This window comes from Meridianimarinicoccus roseus, assembly GCF_003172915.1.
Lineage (GTDB): Bacteria > Pseudomonadota > Alphaproteobacteria > Rhodobacterales > Rhodobacteraceae > Meridianimarinicoccus > Meridianimarinicoccus roseus.
Window position 1 is genome coordinate 62,741 of sequence record NZ_QGKU01000004.1, and the last position, 16,009, is coordinate 78,749.

15 protein-coding genes are annotated in these 16,009 nt (G+C 67.1%); 10 read left to right on the forward strand and 5 right to left on the reverse strand.

Features of this window, described 5'->3' with window-relative positions:
* Positions 1–258: 258 nt before the first annotated feature.
* From DKT77_RS01620 to DKT77_RS01640, 5 genes are all read left to right on the forward strand, one after another.
* Complete coding sequence (locus tag DKT77_RS01620) at positions 259–930, forward strand: sugar transferase (RefSeq protein ID WP_109809997.1); 672 nt, start codon at positions 259–261, stop codon at positions 928–930.
* A gap of 332 nt (positions 931–1,262) precedes the next feature.
* Positions 1,263–3,596 carry a tetratricopeptide repeat protein gene (locus tag DKT77_RS01625; protein ID WP_238547621.1) on the forward strand — a complete coding sequence of 778 codons (2,334 nt, stop codon included), beginning with the start codon at positions 1,263–1,265 and terminating at the stop codon, positions 3,594–3,596.
* 166 nt (positions 3,597–3,762) lie between these two features.
* Entirely contained in the window at positions 3,763–4,431 is a 669-nt protein-coding gene (gene pgsA / locus DKT77_RS01630) for a CDP-diacylglycerol--glycerol-3-phosphate 3-phosphatidyltransferase (RefSeq protein ID WP_109809999.1), read from the forward strand.
* Positions 4,428–4,679 (forward strand): molybdopterin converting factor subunit 1, encoded by a 252-nt coding sequence (moaD, locus tag DKT77_RS01635; RefSeq protein ID WP_109810000.1) that lies wholly within the window; start codon positions 4,428–4,430, stop codon positions 4,677–4,679. The genes pgsA and moaD overlap by 4 nt, the downstream gene beginning before the upstream one ends.
* Entirely contained in the window at positions 4,679–5,128 is a 450-nt protein-coding gene (locus tag DKT77_RS01640; protein ID WP_109810001.1) for a molybdenum cofactor biosynthesis protein MoaE, read from the forward strand. Before moaD ends, DKT77_RS01640 begins: the two co-directional genes overlap by 1 nt.
* A 7-nt stretch (positions 5,129–5,135) precedes the next feature.
* On the opposite strand, the gene DKT77_RS01645 is transcribed toward DKT77_RS01640, so the two are convergent.
* The 3 genes from DKT77_RS01645 to ubiA form a co-directional block, all read right to left on the reverse strand.
* On the reverse strand, positions 5,136–5,465 hold the full coding sequence (locus tag DKT77_RS01645) for a hypothetical protein (protein ID WP_109810002.1): 330 nt from the start codon (positions 5,463–5,465) through the stop codon (positions 5,136–5,138).
* Positions 5,452–7,371: an OmpA family protein gene (locus DKT77_RS01650; RefSeq protein WP_109810003.1), complete on the reverse strand. Its 1,920-nt coding sequence runs from the start codon at positions 7,369–7,371 to the stop codon at positions 5,452–5,454. The genes DKT77_RS01645 and DKT77_RS01650 overlap by 14 nt, the downstream gene beginning before the upstream one ends.
* 94 nt (positions 7,372–7,465) lie before the next feature.
* Positions 7,466–8,422, reverse strand: coding sequence for a 4-hydroxybenzoate octaprenyltransferase (ubiA, locus tag DKT77_RS01655; protein WP_109810004.1), 957 nt, complete (start codon positions 8,420–8,422; stop codon positions 7,466–7,468).
* 12 nt (positions 8,423–8,434) lie between these two features.
* Between ubiA and DKT77_RS01660 the strand changes: the two genes are divergently transcribed.
* The 3 genes from DKT77_RS01660 (at position 8,435) to DKT77_RS01670 (ending at position 11,140) form a co-directional block, all read left to right on the forward strand.
* Positions 8,435–9,160: a 16S rRNA (uracil(1498)-N(3))-methyltransferase gene (locus tag DKT77_RS01660; RefSeq protein WP_109810005.1), complete on the forward strand. Its 726-nt coding sequence runs from the start codon at positions 8,435–8,437 to the stop codon at positions 9,158–9,160.
* On the forward strand, positions 9,157–9,708 hold the full coding sequence (locus DKT77_RS01665) for a hypothetical protein (RefSeq protein ID WP_109810006.1): 552 nt from the start codon (positions 9,157–9,159) through the stop codon (positions 9,706–9,708). Before DKT77_RS01660 ends, DKT77_RS01665 begins: the two co-directional genes overlap by 4 nt.
* A gap of 61 nt (positions 9,709–9,769) precedes the next feature.
* A complete protein-coding gene (locus DKT77_RS01670) occupies positions 9,770–11,140 on the forward strand; it encodes a glutamate--cysteine ligase (protein WP_109810007.1) in 1,371 nt (456 codons plus the stop codon).
* A gap of 32 nt (positions 11,141–11,172) precedes the next feature.
* Here the strand turns inward: DKT77_RS01670 and DKT77_RS01675 are convergent, their stop codons facing one another.
* A complete protein-coding gene (locus DKT77_RS01675; protein ID WP_109810008.1) occupies positions 11,173–12,180 on the reverse strand; it encodes a serine hydrolase domain-containing protein in 1,008 nt (335 codons plus the stop codon).
* Between the two features lie 81 nt (positions 12,181–12,261).
* A complete protein-coding gene (gene truA / locus DKT77_RS01680) occupies positions 12,262–13,035 on the reverse strand; it encodes a tRNA pseudouridine(38-40) synthase TruA (protein ID WP_109810009.1) in 774 nt (257 codons plus the stop codon).
* Positions 13,036–13,269: 234 nt separating this feature from the next.
* Between truA and DKT77_RS01685 the strand changes: the two genes are divergently transcribed.
* Both DKT77_RS01685 and DKT77_RS01690 read left to right on the forward strand, forming a co-directional pair.
* Positions 13,270–14,712: a YcjX family GTP-binding protein gene (locus DKT77_RS01685; RefSeq protein WP_238547622.1), complete on the forward strand. Its 1,443-nt coding sequence runs from the start codon at positions 13,270–13,272 to the stop codon at positions 14,710–14,712.
* Positions 14,713–14,725: 13 nt separating this feature from the next.
* Complete coding sequence (locus DKT77_RS01690; RefSeq protein WP_109810010.1) at positions 14,726–15,736, forward strand: YcjF family protein; 1,011 nt, start codon at positions 14,726–14,728, stop codon at positions 15,734–15,736.
* The last annotated feature ends 273 nt before the right edge of the window (positions 15,737–16,009 follow it).

Here is a 16,009-nt window from a genome sequence, read left to right on the forward strand (position 1 = left end):
CGGCTGGTCAAGGCTGCCGGTTTTTTACCCTATACGCAGCCACTTCCTTGAAAAGGTGCGAAAAACAATACCTTGCTCCGTTTACTAAAACTATCCATTAGTCTGGTGAAACGTTGAAAAGTATCCCATCAACGTGCTATCGGTTACCTACGCGGCGAGAGTCCTCATTGTTGAGTCTTGTCCGTCGCGCTGGTTGGTTCTGCGGTAGTGTTCGCTTCGTGTCAGCGTTGCGAGCGCGTTAACTAAAGGTAGGTTCTCGTGACGGCACATTTTTCCAACTCTCCGAACGTGATCTCGGAACTCGTGGATTATACCCCGCGTGCTTGCATCTACCGAGATGTGTTCAAGCGCGCCTTCGATATACTGTTCGTCGTATTTTCCGCCATCCTCGTCCTTCCGGTCGTTCTTATCCTCGCGATACTGGTGATGATGGACGGCGGGTCTCCTTTCTACATCCAGTCGCGCGTAGGTCGGGACGGCAAGCTGTTCTCCATGCTCAAATTGCGGTCCATGGTGCGCGACGCCGACCGCAAACTCGCCGATTACCTCGCAAGCAACCCGGAAGCTGCCCGCGAGTGGGAAACTACCCAGAAGCTTCGGCGCGATCCGCGTGTCACCTTTGTCGGTTCCGTTATTCGACGCACTTCTCTCGACGAGCTTCCGCAGTTCTGGAACGTACTTGTCGGTGACATGAGCGTGGTCGGCCCCCGCCCCATGATGCCATCGCAGCGCGAGCTGTATCCCGGTCAAGCCTACTATGCTCTGCGCCCCGGTGTGACGGGTCTGTGGCAAGTCGGCGATAGAAATAACACCTCGTTCGCATCCCGCGCGAAGTACGACGCCGAATATTATCGCATCGTCGGCTTCTTCAGCGACATGGCGATCGTGCTCAAGACTGTCCGAGTCATGCTGCGTGGCACCGGGGTGTGAAACATTAGCCTTTGATTTTGAGAATCGCAGAAATCCCGAACGGGTAAACCACGTTAACACATAATGCGGAATTGATTGGCACAAGAGGTCAGGCGGCGCCTGGCCTCTTTTCTTTTGGGTGGGCAGAAGGCTACATAAGGACAGGATTTCTTCAATCGTTGGGACTGGTGATGGGTATTGCTCGAACGACTTTGATGGCGGCGGCTCTTGGTGCGGCTCTTTTCTTGGCAGCCTGCGAGTCTGTAGAGGAAAAGGCGGAAGCACGTTATCAAAGCGCCGTCGAACTTGTGGATCAGGGAGAGGTCGATCGCGCAAAGGTCGAACTTCGTTCCGTGTTCAAGCTTGATGGGGCCCACCTCGAAGCGCGGATGCTGTTTGCCTCTCTTCTGGAGCAGGAATCGAACATCGAAGATGCCTACGGCCACTACGTTCTGGTGGCGGAGAACTACCCCGAATACTTCGATGCGCGCCTGAAGCTTGCCGAATTGGCGACGGGGCTTGGTGCTTGGGACGAAGCGGAGCGGCACGCGATCGTTGCCCAGCAGCTGGACCCGGAAAACGAGGACCTGCAGCCCATCCTCGTCGCGATTGACTACAGCAAGGCCAGTCGCAATGCCGACACCGCGGCGATGGCGGATGCGGGCGAACGCGCTTTGGAGGTCATTGAAAAGCACCCGTCCAATGTGATGGCGTACCAGATCGTGATCGACACGATGCTTAGGGACAGCCGGTTCGACGAGGCGCTGGATATGGTCGATACCGCGCTTGAATACGCGCCGTTGGACAGGCAACTGAACCAGATCAAGCTGTCTCTGCTGGCCCAGACAGAAGATATGGCGGGACTTGGGGCGCATCTCCGCGACATGGTCGAACGGTTTCCCGAGAATCGTGAAGTGCGTACGGCTCTGGTACGCTGGTATCTCGCCAATGATGACGCCGACGGCGCCGAGGAATTTGTCCGTAAACTCATCGAACGGTCTGGCGACGAAATTCCGCCGCGCCTTGCCCTTGTCCAGTTTCTGAACCAAGTCCGCGGCGTGGACGATGCGCTTGCTGAAGTCGACGTGCTGATCGAGGAAGGACTGGACGACCTGACCTTCCGCTTGCTGAAAGCCAGCCTTCTTTTCGACAAGGGCGAACGGGACATCGCCATTGCGCAGGTCGAAGAACTGATCGAAGGCCGTGAAAGCAATGATGAAGTCCGCAACGTCAAGACGACGTTGGCCCGGATGCTGCTTGCGACCGGGGACAAGGCCAGGTCCCGCGAAATCGTCTCGGCGGTTCTGGCAGAGGATCCCGAGGACCAGAACGCTCTGAAGCTTCAAGCCAACTGGCTGATCGAGGAGGACAAGGTGCGTGACGCCGTCCTTGCACTCCGGACCGCGCTGGACCAGCAACCGAATGACCCCGAGACGATAACCCTTCTCGCACGGGCCTACGAACGGGGCGGCAACCGCGAACTCATGGCGGAAAGCCTATCCCTTGCAGTGGAAGCCTCGAACGCGGCGCCTACCGAATCACTGCGCTACGCACGGTTCCTCATCTCCGACGAAAAGTATCTTGGTGCCGAGGACGTACTGCTTCAGTCGCTTCGTCTGTCGCCGACGAATATCGACCTTCTGCGCAGCCTTTCGGAAGTCTACCTCGTGATGAACGACCTGTCGCGGGCGGAACAGGTGGTGGCAGCGCTGCGCAATCTTGGCTCGGACGAGGCCTTGACGCTGGCGAACAGCGTTCAGGCCGCTGTCTACCAGCGGTCGTCGCGGACCGACGAAAGCATCGAATTGATGCAGACGATGATCAATGAAGGACAATCCGCGCTCGTGGCGCAGACCGCCATCATTCGGACGCGCCTCGCCAACGGCGAGATCGACGGTGCCCGCAACTTCATGAACGACCTTCTGGCGCAGACTCCCGAGGAAAGTCCGGATCGGGTCGGTGTACTTTTCCTGAACGCGGCATTAACCGCGACGGAAGGCCGGTTCGACGAAGCGCGCGCGATCTACAGAGACATCCTCTCGAAGGACCCCGAAATCGAAGCGGTCTGGCGCGCGCTGGTTGCAACCGCCGTGCGCGAGGGGGATCCTGATGGCGCCATGGCGATCGTTGATGAATCCTTGGCAGTCTTGCCCGGCTCAGTCAATCTGAGGTGGATCAAGGCTGGGCTTGCCGAACAGCAGGGACTGATCGAAGAGGCGATCACACTCTACGAAGAGTTGTATGAAGCGGACTCGAACTCCACGATCATCGCCAACAACCTTGCCAGCATGATCACCACCTACAGGGACGATCAGGAAAGCCTTGAACGAGCCTTCGTCATTGCGCGGCGCCTTCGCGGCACTGATTTCCCCGCGTTCCAGGATACATATGGCTGGATTGCCTATCGGCTTGGAAACTACGACGATGCCCTTCGCAATCTCGAACCCGCCGCCGACGGTCTGCCGAATGATCCGACGGTGCAGTATCATCTTGCGCGGCTCTACGATGCGCTCAATCGTAACGAGGATGCTCTGCGCTACTACGACATTGCGATCGAGCTTTGGGGCGACAGCCCTGTGCCGCTGGTCAGTGCCGCGCGCGATTATCGTGAAGACCTGATCGCCCGCATGTCCGCTGCGGACGGGCCGATCGAGGCCCCGACGCCCGCCAGCGACGCGGCGCAATAGGGCCGGGTCGCCTGCCCGGTCGGCCAGTAGGCACGAACCGGGCACGGTAACCTGGGCTTCGGTGCGGGCGGGCTTGACCGGAAACTGCCACGACGGGATGCCTGTTATCGGGGGTCCTGTCGCTATTCCGCTTTCCCGATTCGGCCCTAACCGCTACACCGCTTCCATGATCTGGAATATCCCCAACATCCTTACGGTCGCCCGCCTTCTGGCAGCCCCGGCGCTGGGTCTGGCTTTCGTTCTGATCGCGCGGCCTGCCGCCGACTGGGTTGCGCTTGGCCTGTTCGTCGGTGCCTCACTGACGGACTGGTTTGATGGCTATCTTGCCCGTCGCTGGAATCAGACGAGTCGCTTCGGTGCGATGCTGGATCCAATCGCCGACAAGGCGATGGTGATCATCGCCTTGGCGCTGGTGATCGGCCTTTCGGGGCTCAACCCGTGGCTGCTCGTTCCCGGCACCGTGATCCTTTTCCGCGAAGTCTTTGTCTCGGGTCTGCGCGAGTTCCTCGGTGCGGATGCGGGTCGCCTAAAGGTGACCCGGCTGGCCAAGTGGAAGACCACGGCGCAAATGGTTGCGATCACGCTGCTACTTCTCAGTCTCGGGCTGCAGGATACCCATTATCACATCTACCGAAGCCTCGAACCGGCCGCCTACGAAGCGGCGCTGCGTTCGGGTCCGGACGATTGGAACCGCACATGGCAGATCGTTCAGGCCAGTTGGCTGACTGGCCTCGCCGGTGCAACGCTGTTCTGGATCGCCGCCGGTCTGACCGCGATCACAGGATGGGATTACTTCCGCAAATCGCTTCCCTTCCTCTCGGAGGACCGGACATGAAGCTCGAGATATTGTACTTCGCCTGGGTGCGTGAACGCATCGGGCTGCCCCGCGAAACCGTGGACACCGATGCCGCGACAGTCTCGGATCTTGTCCGCGAACTCGCCGCTCGTGAAGACCGCTACGCGGCGGCTTTTGTGGATGTTTCGGCCCTGCGCGTGGCGATCGACCAGACCCTGACAGATTTCGACGCGCCGCTCCGTGGAGCGCGCGAGGTCGCGTTCTTTCCGCCGATGACGGGTGGCTGATGACCGTCCGGCTGCTGGATACCGCCTTCGATCCCGGTGCCGAAACGACGGCGTTCACCGCCGCGCAGTCAGGGGCGGGCGGCATCGTTACCTTTTGTGGCGTGGTGCGAGACAGCGCGCAGGGCAAGCTCGACCGTATGGAGATCGAGCACTACCCGGGCATGACCGAACGTGCGCTGACCGACATCCGCGACGAGGCGATGGCGCGTTGGCCACTGACCGGCGCGATGATCCTGCATCGCCACGGCACGCTGAGGCCCGGCGAGACGATCATGATGGTCGCGACCGCAGCGCGCCACCGGGCTGATGCCTTCGCGGCGGCGGAATTCCTGATGGACTACCTGAAGTCCCGCGCGCCCTTCTGGAAGAAGGAAGTGACCAGCGCCGGCGCCGACTGGGTCGCGGCCCGCGACTGCGACGAGGCCGCGCTGGACCGTTGGACCCGGTAGCTGCCGGTCAATGGGCGTGCCCCAGCCGGGACAACTCTGCGCGCAGGGCTTCACTGTCGTGGCGCGCCTCGCGGAGCCCTTCCATCGCGGCGCGCAACTCCGCCTCGGTCTGGCTGAGTTGGGCCTGAAGGCGGGTTTCAACCGATACCCGCTCGGTCAGCGCGGCATCGCGGGTTTCCTCGGCCGCGTGCAGCGCTTCGGCCATTGCCTCCAGCTCGCCCAGTTCCGACGAAGACACATGCGACAGGCGGCTGACGAGCCAGTGGGTCAGAAAGCCCAGCAGGAACGCGCCGAACAGCAGGATGCCGGTGGCGATGATCAGTTCAGTCCTGTCCATTGCGGGGTGTCTCCTCCTCGGGGTTCGTTGTCGCGTCCTCCGGCGGGGTGCCGTCGGCCTTTGGCGGGGCGGGCGGCCCCTGCAGCGGGAAGCGCAACTCGAAATCGATTCGCCTGTTCGCCTCGCGGCCGTCTTCGGTCTCGTTGTCCGCGACCGGCATGTCTTCGCCATAACCGATCGCGCTGAGCGAGCCGACAAGCACGCGTTCGCCGATCAGCGCGTTCAGCACGGCATCGGCGCGCGCCTGGCTCAGACTCTCGTTCATCTCGGCGCGGCCCTGGCTGTCGGTATGCCCGCCGATGACCATTGCCACGCCGTCGCACTCGCGCAGCACCTCGGCGATGCGCCGCACAATCGAAAGCGCCGTGCTGTCCAGTTCGACGGAGCCGGGCGCGAAGGTGATCTTGTTGCGGTCCTGGATCGCGCGGATGCGGGCGAGGCATTCTTCGGGCGTCGGCAGCGCGGCGACCGGATCCAGCGCCTCGCGATAAGTTATGTCCAGCTTGATCGCTGCCGACGGTCCCAGCGCCGAAGTCAGCCGCGCGGCCAGCTCCGACGAAAGGCCGGGCGTGCCGGTCACGCCGGACAGCAGGATCATCGCGGGCGTCACGTTCAGCCGCCCGGCATCGAGCGCGCTGAATGCGTCGAGCCCGGCAAGTACCCGCAGGCTCCAGCCGTCGGGCAGGTCGCTGCGGCGGCGCAGGGCGGTCGTCAGCCTGCTCTCGTCGAACCGCGCGCTCGCGAAGCTGCCGACCATGGTCTCGGCCTGTGCGTGTGGCAGCGGCCCGCGCAGCTGCACCAGCCCTTCGGGACTGCGTGTGGCGGAAAAGACGGGCGCGGTGGCTTGCGTGTTGCTCGCGTCGCCCTCTGGCGCGGCGGGCAGGACCAGCCGATAGCCGTCGGGCAGGGTAGTTTCCAGCCGATCGCGCGCGGCCTCGATCGCGGCGGCGCGAACGCCCGCGCCAGGGCTTAGCGTGACAGTCAGGTCAGACAGCGTCACCGTGCCGTTGCCCATGCCGTGCAGGGCCGTGATCGCTTCTGCGGCGACCCGGTCCCACGACGTGTCCGGCGCGCCGTGGGCCAGCACGCAGGCCGGCGCATCGGGATCGAGTCCTGCGGCCACGGCGGCGGACCGGATCAGCGCGGCCCCCTCCGGCCCGGACGCAGCGCAGGCGTCGAAACCGGCCACTCCGTCGGCCAGCCGGAAGCGGGTCACGAAGGGCGACAGCACCGGCAGCGGCACCGACAGATCGAGTGTCAGCGCCATCCCGGGGGGAAGCCCCTCTCGCAGCGCCATCTCCAGGTCTGTGGCGGCGGCCTGATCGGGGGCGAGCCCGGTCACCGACAGGGCGTCCGGGGTCAGCACGACCCGCGCGTCGCGCAGCGCATCCGCGGCGACGATGGCCTTGTCGAGACCCGCGCTCCAGCCGTCCGGCGCCGAATCCGCGCTGGCCGTCACCAGCGAGGACAGATCCAGCCCCCCGGCCTGCGCGGCCACGCGGGCCTGCAACGCGTCCTCGGCGTCCAGCCCGCCCGGCAGAAGCCCCAGCACCGTCAGCCGGTCGCCGGTGCGCAGCAGTTCCATGCGGAATTCCGGGGCGGGCACGTCGGCGGGCAAAGCCACGGTCATCGCGTCGCGCAAGTTGACCGGGTTGATCCGGTCGCTGGCCGCGCGCAGCGCGCGGAACCGGGCGGCTTCGTCCGGGGCGGTTCCGCTCAGCGTCGCGGTCAGCCCGTCGGTCTGTACCACAGCCCAGTCATACCCCTGTTCCAGCAGCGCCTGGGCGATGGAATCGCGGTTGCGCGCCTCGATCAGGTCCGCCGCGGTCATGGCCACCCACACGCTCGCTCCGGCCCCGGCGCAAAGGGCTAGCAGCCGAAGCACGGGTTTCAGGGTGGATCGCATGACGGGGCCTCAAGACTTGCGGATCGTGTCTGCATTAGGTGTTTCACCGGGGCTTGGCAATCTGCGGGGCGCGTCCGGGTGCGCTGACCGAGGGTCAGACCAGCAGCGCCAGAACGAAACCGGCAACCGCGATCAGCCCCGCATCGCGGTTCGACCGGAAGAGTCGCAGACAGACCGCGCCATCATCGATATCGAGCCGGTGCAATTGCCAAGCCATGTGCAGGCCCATGCCGCCCACGCCCGTCAGCGCAACGGCCATGCCCGCGCCGGGCGCACCGAAAGCGAGCATCACGGCTAGCGCCATAAGGGCCACCGTCGCGGCCAGGAAGCCACGCAGCCAGGCTGGGGAGTTGTTGCCGAACAGCCGCGCGGTAGACTTCACGCCGATCAGCGCGTCGTCCTCGCGATCTTGGTGGGCATAGATCGTGTCATAGAACAGCGTCCAGCAGATCCCTGCCAGATAGAGCGCCAGCGCGGGTGCGCCAAGCGCGCCGTCATGCGCCGCCCAAGCCAGCAGCGCACCCCAATTGAACGCAAGCCCCAGAAAGATTTGCGGCCACCAGGTGAAGCGCTTGGCGAAGGGGTAGATGCACACCAGCACAAGCGAGCCGATGCCAAGCGCGATGGCAGTCAGGTTGAAACTCAGCAGGATGCCGAAGGCCAGCAGCGACTGCACGCAGACCCAGACGAAGGCGCCGCGGGCGGTGACCTGCCCCGACGGGATCGGGCGGGACGCGGTGCGCGCGACACTGCCGTCGATATGCCGGTCGGTGATGTCGTTCCACGTGCAGCCCGCCCCGCGCATCAGCCATGCCCCGATGGCGCAGCCGAGGGCGACCCAGGCACCGTGCCAGCCCAGCCCTTCGCCGGATGCCGCCGACAAGCCCACCGCCCACCAGCAAGGCAGCAGCAGAAGCCAGGTGCCCACCGGGCGGTCGGCCCGGCTCAGTCGCAGCCAGGGCCGCGTGCGCGGGGGGGCGAGGCGATCCACCCAGTTGCCGCGCACCGCATCGGCGACGACACCCTCTGGCGCTTGGCGCGTGTCGGTCATATCAAGTGTCCCATGTCTTCCGTTGCCAAGATCCGGCTCTTTCTAGACCATCCGCTTGCAGAAGGTCAGACCGTCCCGCTGGGGCGCGACCAGGCGCACTACCTGACCGGCGTGATGCGGCTGGGGCCCGGTGCGCCCGTTGCGGTGTTCGACGGCCGGTCGGGGGAATACCTCGCCCATCTGGACGAGGCTGGCAAGCGCAGCGCGACACTCGTGATCGGACGTAAAAGCGCACCGCTGCGTCCGCCACCGGACCTGTGGCTCCTGTTTGCGCCGATCAAGAAGGCGCGCACCGATTTCATCGTCGAAAAGGCAGCCGAAATGGGCGCGGCCCGGATCTGCCCGGTGCAGACCGACTTCACCAATTCCGAACGGGTGCGCCGCGACCGACTGCAGGCCCACGCCGTGGAGGCGGCCGAACAATGCGGCGGCACCTTCGTGCCGGGTGTGGATGACTTGCGTCCTCTGGCGCGCGTGCTGGACGACTGGCCCGAAGAGCGGCGGCTGATGTTCTGCGACGAGGCGCTGGCCGGGCCGGTGTCCGCGCTGCCCGCCAAACCTAGCCCTTGGGCGATCCTTATCGGTCCCGAGGGCGGCTTCAGCCCGGCGGAACGGGCGCGGTTGCACGCCCATTCCGCGGCCCATGCTGTCAGCCTCGGGCCGCGTATCCTGCGCGCGGACACTGCAGCGGTCGCGGCGTTGGCGCTGTGGCAGGCGGCGCTCGGGGACTGGCGATGAGCTTTGTGCGTCCCGAGGTGATCGCCGCCGCGCGGCGCTGGCGCGAAGCGCTGGCCGGGGCAGCGGTGATGGCGGCCGCGCTCTGGTTGTGGCGCGAAGGGCTTGGCGTCGTGCACTGGCTGGCGCTGCCGGTGGCGGGCTGCGGGCTGGCGCTGCTGGTGGTGGGCGTGCAGCGCGGTCGGTTTCGCGGGGCTGGTGACGGGCCGGGTGTGGTGCAGGTGACCGAGGCGCAGATCGGCTATTTCGGCCCGCTGGTCGGCGGTGTCGTCGCAATCGATGCGGTGCAGGCGATCACGCTCGATCCGACAGGGCGGCCGACGCACTGGGTTCTTGACAGTCCCGATGCGCCCCCGCTGCACATTCCCGTGACGGCCAAGGGCGCTGACGCGCTGCTGGATGCCTTCACCCAGCTGCCGGGTTTCCGGCTGGAACCGGTCCTGCGCCTGCTGGGGCGGCCCGGTGTGCGGCCCAGCCGGGTGTGGGCGCGGCCGGGCAGCATGGCAGGGGCGGCGGTCTTGCGCGGGCCTGGCGCGCCCGCCCGGCATTGACACCTGCGGCAAACCGCGCCACCTGTGCCAGCCAGAACAGGCGAGGAACGGAGCGACAGTCATGTCCATTCCACAGACGGGCGGCGGTCCGATCGAACACCGGGACCAGTTGGCCGAATACCTCGCCGCCGGGTGCAAGCCCAAGGCGGACTGGCGCATCGGCACCGAGCACGAAAAGTTCGGCTATTGCCGGGACACGCTGAAACCGCTGCCCTATGACGGGCCGCGCTCGATCCGCGCCATGCTGGAAGGGCTGCGCGACCGGTTCGGCTGGGCCGAGATCCGCGAGGCGGGCAAGCTGATCGGCCTTGAGAAGGACGGCGCGAATGTCAGCCTCGAACCGGGCGGCCAGCTGGAGCTGTCGGGCGCGCCGCTGGTGTCGATTCACGAAACCTGCGACGAGGTGAACACCCATCTGCGCGAAGTGCGCGAGGTCGCCGACGCGATCGGCGTGGGATTCATAGGGCTCGGCGCGGCCCCGGTCTGGACCCATGATCAGATGCCGGTGATGCCGAAAGGCCGCTACAAGCTGATGACCGACTACATGGGCCGCGTCGGCACCCACGGGACGCAGATGATGTACCGGACCTGCACGGTACAGGTGAACCTCGATTTCGGGTCCGAGGCCGACATGGTCCGCAAGCTGCGCGTGGCGCTGGCGCTGCAGCCGGTCGCCACCGCGCTTTTCGCCAATTCGCCCTTCTTCGAAGGCAAGCCGAACGGGCACAAGTCGTGGCGCAGCCGGATCTGGCGCGACCTCGACGCGGACAGGACCGGGATGCTGCCCTTCGTCTTCGAGGACGGCATGGGGTTCGAGGCTTGGGTGGACTACGCCCTCGATGTGCCGATGTATTTCGTCTACCGCGATGGCGCCTATATCGACGCGCTTGGCCAGTCGTTCCGCGATTTCCTGAAGGGGGAGTTGCCCGCGTTGCCCGGCGAGATGCCGACCCTGTCGGATTGGGCCGATCACCTGACCACGATCTTCCCCGAGGCTCGGATCAAGAAATTCATCGAGATGCGCGGCGCGGATGGCGGGCCGTGGCGGCGGCTTTGCGCTTTGCCGGCGCTTTGGGTCGGGCTGATGTATGATGACTCGGCTTTGGACGCGGCATGGGACGTGGCCAAGAGCTGGGATGCCGACACCCGTGAGGCGTGGCGCGTGGCCGCCTCGGTCGATGGCCTCCAGGCGCGCGTCGGCGGCACGGCCATGCTGGATCTGGCCCGCGAGGTTGTGGCGATCGCACATGGCGGGCTGAAGGCGCGGGCCATCGCCGGCGCGGGCGGAATGATCTTGGACGAGACGCATTTCCTCAATGCGCTACAGGAAAGCGTGGAGTCCGCCCGCACGCCCGCCGACGAATTGCTGGACCGCTACAACGGCGACTGGGCCGGTGACCTGAGCCGGATATACGCCGACTACAGCTACTGATCCGCCCCCTCGCGGTCGCTGATTGCGCGCGCTCAGGCGCGCGGCGCGCTGGGGATGATGTCGCGTTCCAGCAGTGCCTGAAGATCGCCGAAGTACCCTTCGGACCGCGCCGGGCGGGTCGGGTCCGAAGTGATGACCACGGTAAGCGCCCGGTCGGGCACCACGGCGACGACTTGTCCGCCATAGCCGCGCGCCAGCGCGTAGGCCGTCCCGTCCGCTTCGCCAAGGAACCAGCCCAGACCATAGCCCAAGCCGGACCAACGCGACCGCGTGCGCGCGGTGAAGCTGTCGCGCACCCACGCGGCGGGGAGCACCTGCCGCCCCTGCCAGCGCCCGCCGAGGCGGTACATCTCGCCGAAGCGAGCCAGCGCACGGGGCGACAGCGCCATCTCGTTTCCGCCAAGGTAGTAGCCCTGCGGATCGCGTGCCCAGGACGGCACATCGATATCCAGCGGGTCGCCCAGCCAGTCACGCGCCAGCGACAGCAGGCTGCGCCCCGTTACCTCGGTCAGCACCGCGCCCATGACATGCGTCGTGCCGGTGGAGTACAGCATCACGGCGCCGGGTTCGGCGACCATCTCTCGGCTCAGCGCATAGGCGACCCAGTTTCCGCTGTTGACCCAGGCCCCGTAGTTGCGGCCCGACGTGCGCTCCAGCCCGGCCTGAAGCGTCAGGAGGTTCTCGACCGTGATCGCGGTGACGCGCGGGTCGGCGCCGGGCGGGATCAGCCCGGGGGCGAGATCGCCCAGCGTCGCACCGAGGCCGGGCAGGTGGCCCCGGTCGATGGCGGCCCCGGTCAGCGCCGAGACGACCGACTTGGACACCGACTTCACGTTCACCGGTGTGGCGGCCGACGGGCCGCGGCGGACATCCTCGATCACGGTGCGCCCATCCTGTACGATCGTCAGGCTGTGCAGCTGGTCCATCTGGCGCGCCCGCGCGGCGGCGGCGGCGAAGGCGCTCGACTGGCCAAGCGCGGCGGGAGCGGCAAAGCCGCAGGCGGCAGAGCAGATCATCGCGCGGCGGGTCAGCGTGGGCATGGGCGCTCCGGGGGCGGAGTCTGGCATGGAGTCAGGAAAAGTCATGCCTTGCAACATCGCGCGCCCGTGCCGCATGGCAAGTCACGAGCGCGCGAACGGGTCTTCCGGATAGCCCACATCGGCGAGATATAGCCCCTGCGGCGGGCAGACCGGGCCGCAAGCTGCGCGGTCGCGCGCCTGCAGTGCGGCTGTCACGTCATCCGGGCTCCAGGCGCCGGCGCCGACCCGTTCCAACGTGCCCACGAAGCTGCGGACCTGGTTGTGCAGGAAGCTGCGGGCGCGCACGTCGAAGCGGTATTCGGTGCCGACCGCGTGCGGAACAGTGGTCACGGTCAGCCGGTCCAGCGTCTTCACCGGGCTGCCTGCCTGACACATGGTCGAGCGGAAGGTTGTGAAGTCGTGGCGCCCGATCAGGCGGTCTGCCCCTGCCTGCATGGCGTCCGGATCCAGCGGGTGGCGCACCTGCCAGACCAGCCCCGCGTCATGCGTGGCCGGCGCGCGGCGCGAGAGCAGCCGGAACACGTAGCGCCGCTCGAGCGCGCTGAACCTCGCGTGCCAGTTGCCATCGACGGCGGCGGCGCCAAGGATCGCGACGGGGGCGGGTTTCAGGTGATGGTTCAGTGCAGCGGACAGGCGGAACGGGTCCCAGTCGCGGGAAAGGTCGGCATGGGCGACCTGCCCGGTGGCGTGCACACCCGCGTCGGTGCGCCCCGCCGCGGCGATGCTGCCGACAGCGGGATCCAGGCGGCGCAGGGCCTCTTCGACGGCCTGTTGGACCGACGGCTGCTCGCGCTGGCGTTGCCAGCCCGCGAAAGGGCCGCCGTGATATTCGATTTTCAGTGCATAGCGGGGCATTCGGTCCGCTTACCGGGCTGCGCGACTGCGGGCAAGCGGGGCGCAAACAGGTCTTGAGGGGCCGGGCCGCGCTGCGAGCAATGCCGGTTCGCAGCGGCAAGGGGACGCTCCCGCCCGTCTTCGACACCTGCAGGTGTCTCATCCCGTTGGGCCCAGCAGGCTTCGCCTGAGCGCACGGGCTGGCAATGGCCCTCGCAAGCCCATAGTTAGGGGTAAACACTGCGGCCAAACAACATGGCCAAGCAAGACGACGAGGGCATCAGCGTGGTTCTGGGACGATTGGCGGACGGCGTAACGCGCGGCATCGAGGGCGTGGGTCAGTCGGTGAGCGCACAGTTCTTCGACCCGACGCTGCGGCTGGGTGTGACCGGCCTGAGCCGGGCGGGCAAGACCGTCTTCATCACTTCGCTGATCGCCAACCTGATCGACAGGGGGCGCATGCCGCAACTGGTCGCCGCCGCCGAGGGCCGCATCCTGACCGCCTTCCTGCAGCCCCAGCCGGACGACACCGTGCCACGCTTCGACTACGAGGCACACCACGCCGCGCTGACCGCGCCCGACCCGCACTGGCCCGACAGCACGCGTGCGGTTTCGCAATTGCGCCTGTCGCTGCGCTTGCGCGGCAGCGGCCTGCTGGGCGGCATGGCCGGGCCGCGCACCCTGCATCTCGATATCGTGGACTACCCGGGCGAGTGGCTTCTGGACCTCGGGCTGATGGGCAAGAGCTATGACGACTGGGCGCAGGCGGCTCTGGCGCGGATGGACGGGCGCCCCGGCGGCGAGGCGGCCCGCGCGGCGCTGGCCGCAGCCGACGGGCGCGCCCAACTGGACGAGGGCACGGCACAGGCGCTGGCGCAGGGCTTCACCAGCCATCTTGTCGCGTCGCGCGAAGCGGGGTTTTCCGACTGCACGCCCGGCCGCTTCCTGCTGCCCGGCGAGATGGCAGGATCGCCGGTGCTGACCTTTGCGCCGCTGCCGCCCGGCCCGGCGCCGCGCGGGTCGCTGCGGGCGGAGTTCACGCGCCGGTACGACGCCTACAAGGCCAAGATCGTGCAGCCGTTCTTTCGGGACCATTTCGCCCGGCTCGATCGCCAGATCGTGCTTGTGGACGTGCTGGGCGCGATCCATGACGGGCCGCGCGCGGTGGAGGACCTGCGCCGCACCCTCGCCGAGACGCTGTCCGCCTTCCGGCCGGGCACCAACAGCTGGTTGGGGCGGCTTCTGGGGGCGCGGCGGGTGGATCGCATCCTGTTCGCCGCTACCAAGGCGGACCACCTCCACCACAGCCAGCATGCAAAACTGACCGGAATCATGGACGCGCTGGTCCGGGACGCGCGCAGCCGGGCCGATTTCGCAGGCGCGCGCACGGATGCCATTTCGATCGCCGCCTTGCGCGCCACGGTCGAGGAAACGCGCGCGCATGACGGCCGCAACCTCGACGTGGTGCGTGGGCGGTTGCTGGACGGCGGGCGGCAGGCCGCGTTCTACCCCGGCGCGCTGCCCCAGGACGCCTCCGCGCTGCTCGCGCCCGCTCGGGAGGGGGCCGAGGCGTGGCTGGACGAGGATTACGCGATCATGCGCTTCGCACCCGCGCGGCTGTCCCTGCGCCCGGGCGAGGGGCCGCCGCATATCCGGTTGGATCGCGCGGCGCAGTTCCTGATCGGCGACCGGTTGTAAGAAAGGACCTGCCATGAGCATCCCCAAGGGCCCCGTCCTGATCGAGCTGGAGGCCGATCCGGACCCCGCGCCGTCGCCCGCCGACGCCCCGCCTGTGCCAGAGGACCGGCCCGACGGCCCGCAAGGCGCGGCGGCGATGCAGCGGCTGGCGCGGTTTGGCGTCCGGCCGCGCAACCGGCTGGCGGGCTGGTTCTGGGGCCTTCTGGGGGCGCTGCTGCTGGCCTTCGCCTCGCTTGCGATGTGGTCGGTGGTCTACAGTTTGCTGGCCCGCAACGCGGTGCTGGGCAGCGCGGTGACGGGTCTTCTTGTGGCCTTCGGCGCGGTCTGCGCGGCCATCGTGCTGCGCGAACTGGCGGCCTTCTCGCGGCTGACGCGGATTGACCGTATGCAGCACCGTGCCGCCGCGGCGCTGGCTGACGACGATCTTGCCGCCGCGCGCGCGTTGGCGAGCGACCTTGCGGCGTTCTACGAGCGGCGCGAGGAACTGAGCTGGGCCCTTGACGGGCTGGGCGAACGGGTTGCGGCCAGTTTCGATGCCGACGCCACGCTGGGTCTGCTGGAGCGGGACCTGCTCGCGCCGCTGGACAGGCAGGCCACCTTGCAGGTGGAAGCCGCCGCGCGCCAGGTGGCTACGGTGACCGCGCTGGTGCCGCTGGCGCTGGCCGACGTGGTCGCAGCGGCCACGGCAAACCTGCGGATGATCCGCAGCATCGCCGAGATATACGGCGGTCGGTCGGGCACGCTGGGCACCTGGCGCCTGATGCGGGCGGTAATGACGCACCTTGTGGCGACGGGCGCCGTGGCGGTGGGCGATGACCTGATCAGTTCGGTGGCGGGCGGATCGCTGGTCAGCCGCATCTCGCGGCGCTTCGGCGAAGGCGTTGTCAACGGCGCGCTGACCGCCCGCGTTGGCGTCGCCGCGATGGAGGTGTGCCGCCCGCTGCCGTTTCGCACCGCGCGCCGTCCGTCCGTGTCGGGACTTGTGAAGCGCGCGCTGGCGGGATTGTTCGGGCAGGGCGCGTAGCGCTGAAGGCACCGGAACGGACCCCATTGCGCCGACATTCGGCAGGACGGCGGCGCGAACGACCGCAGGAGCATCGCAGGTCTGGAACCTGCAAAGGCTGCCCTGGTCGCTCGCTTGCGCAGCGACCCCGCGAAGCTGCCGACGGTTCTTGCGGTCCGCTTCCGCCCCTGTCAATTCGGCGCAGCGCGGGAAGCAGCCCGCAATCGGGGGCAAGGTCGGTCCCGTCGCAAGCGGGACTTTACCGCCCTGCCTGCCCTGCCTATAAGCGCGGAC

Bases quoted from the DNA above. Each gene is read 5' to 3' on its own strand.
- pgsA (WP_109809999.1), top strand. From the start codon at position 3,763: ATGATCTGGAATATCCCCAACATCCTTACGGTCGCCCGCCTTCTGGCA.
- moaD (WP_109810000.1), top strand. From the start codon at position 4,428: ATGAAGCTCGAGATATTGTACTTCGCCTGGGTGCGTGAACGCATCGGG.
- DKT77_RS01640 (WP_109810001.1), top strand. From the start codon at position 4,679: ATGACCGTCCGGCTGCTGGATACCGCCTTCGATCCCGGTGCCGAAACG.
- DKT77_RS01645 (WP_109810002.1), bottom strand. From the start codon at position 5,465: ATGGACAGGACTGAACTGATCATCGCCACCGGCATCCTGCTGTTCGGC.
- DKT77_RS01650 (WP_109810003.1), bottom strand. From the start codon at position 7,371: ATGCGATCCACCCTGAAACCCGTGCTTCGGCTGCTAGCCCTTTGCGCC.
- ubiA (WP_109810004.1), bottom strand. From the start codon at position 8,422: ATGACCGACACGCGCCAAGCGCCAGAGGGTGTCGTCGCCGATGCGGTG.
- DKT77_RS01660 (WP_109810005.1), top strand. From the start codon at position 8,435: ATGTCTTCCGTTGCCAAGATCCGGCTCTTTCTAGACCATCCGCTTGCA.
- DKT77_RS01665 (WP_109810006.1), top strand. From the start codon at position 9,157: ATGAGCTTTGTGCGTCCCGAGGTGATCGCCGCCGCGCGGCGCTGGCGC.
- DKT77_RS01670 (WP_109810007.1), top strand. From the start codon at position 9,770: ATGTCCATTCCACAGACGGGCGGCGGTCCGATCGAACACCGGGACCAG.
- DKT77_RS01675 (WP_109810008.1), bottom strand. From the start codon at position 12,180: ATGCCCACGCTGACCCGCCGCGCGATGATCTGCTCTGCCGCCTGCGGC.
- truA (WP_109810009.1), bottom strand. From the start codon at position 13,035: ATGCCCCGCTATGCACTGAAAATCGAATATCACGGCGGCCCTTTCGCG.
- DKT77_RS01685 (WP_238547622.1), top strand. From the start codon at position 13,270: ATGGCCAAGCAAGACGACGAGGGCATCAGCGTGGTTCTGGGACGATTG.
- DKT77_RS01690 (WP_109810010.1), top strand. From the start codon at position 14,726: ATGAGCATCCCCAAGGGCCCCGTCCTGATCGAGCTGGAGGCCGATCCG.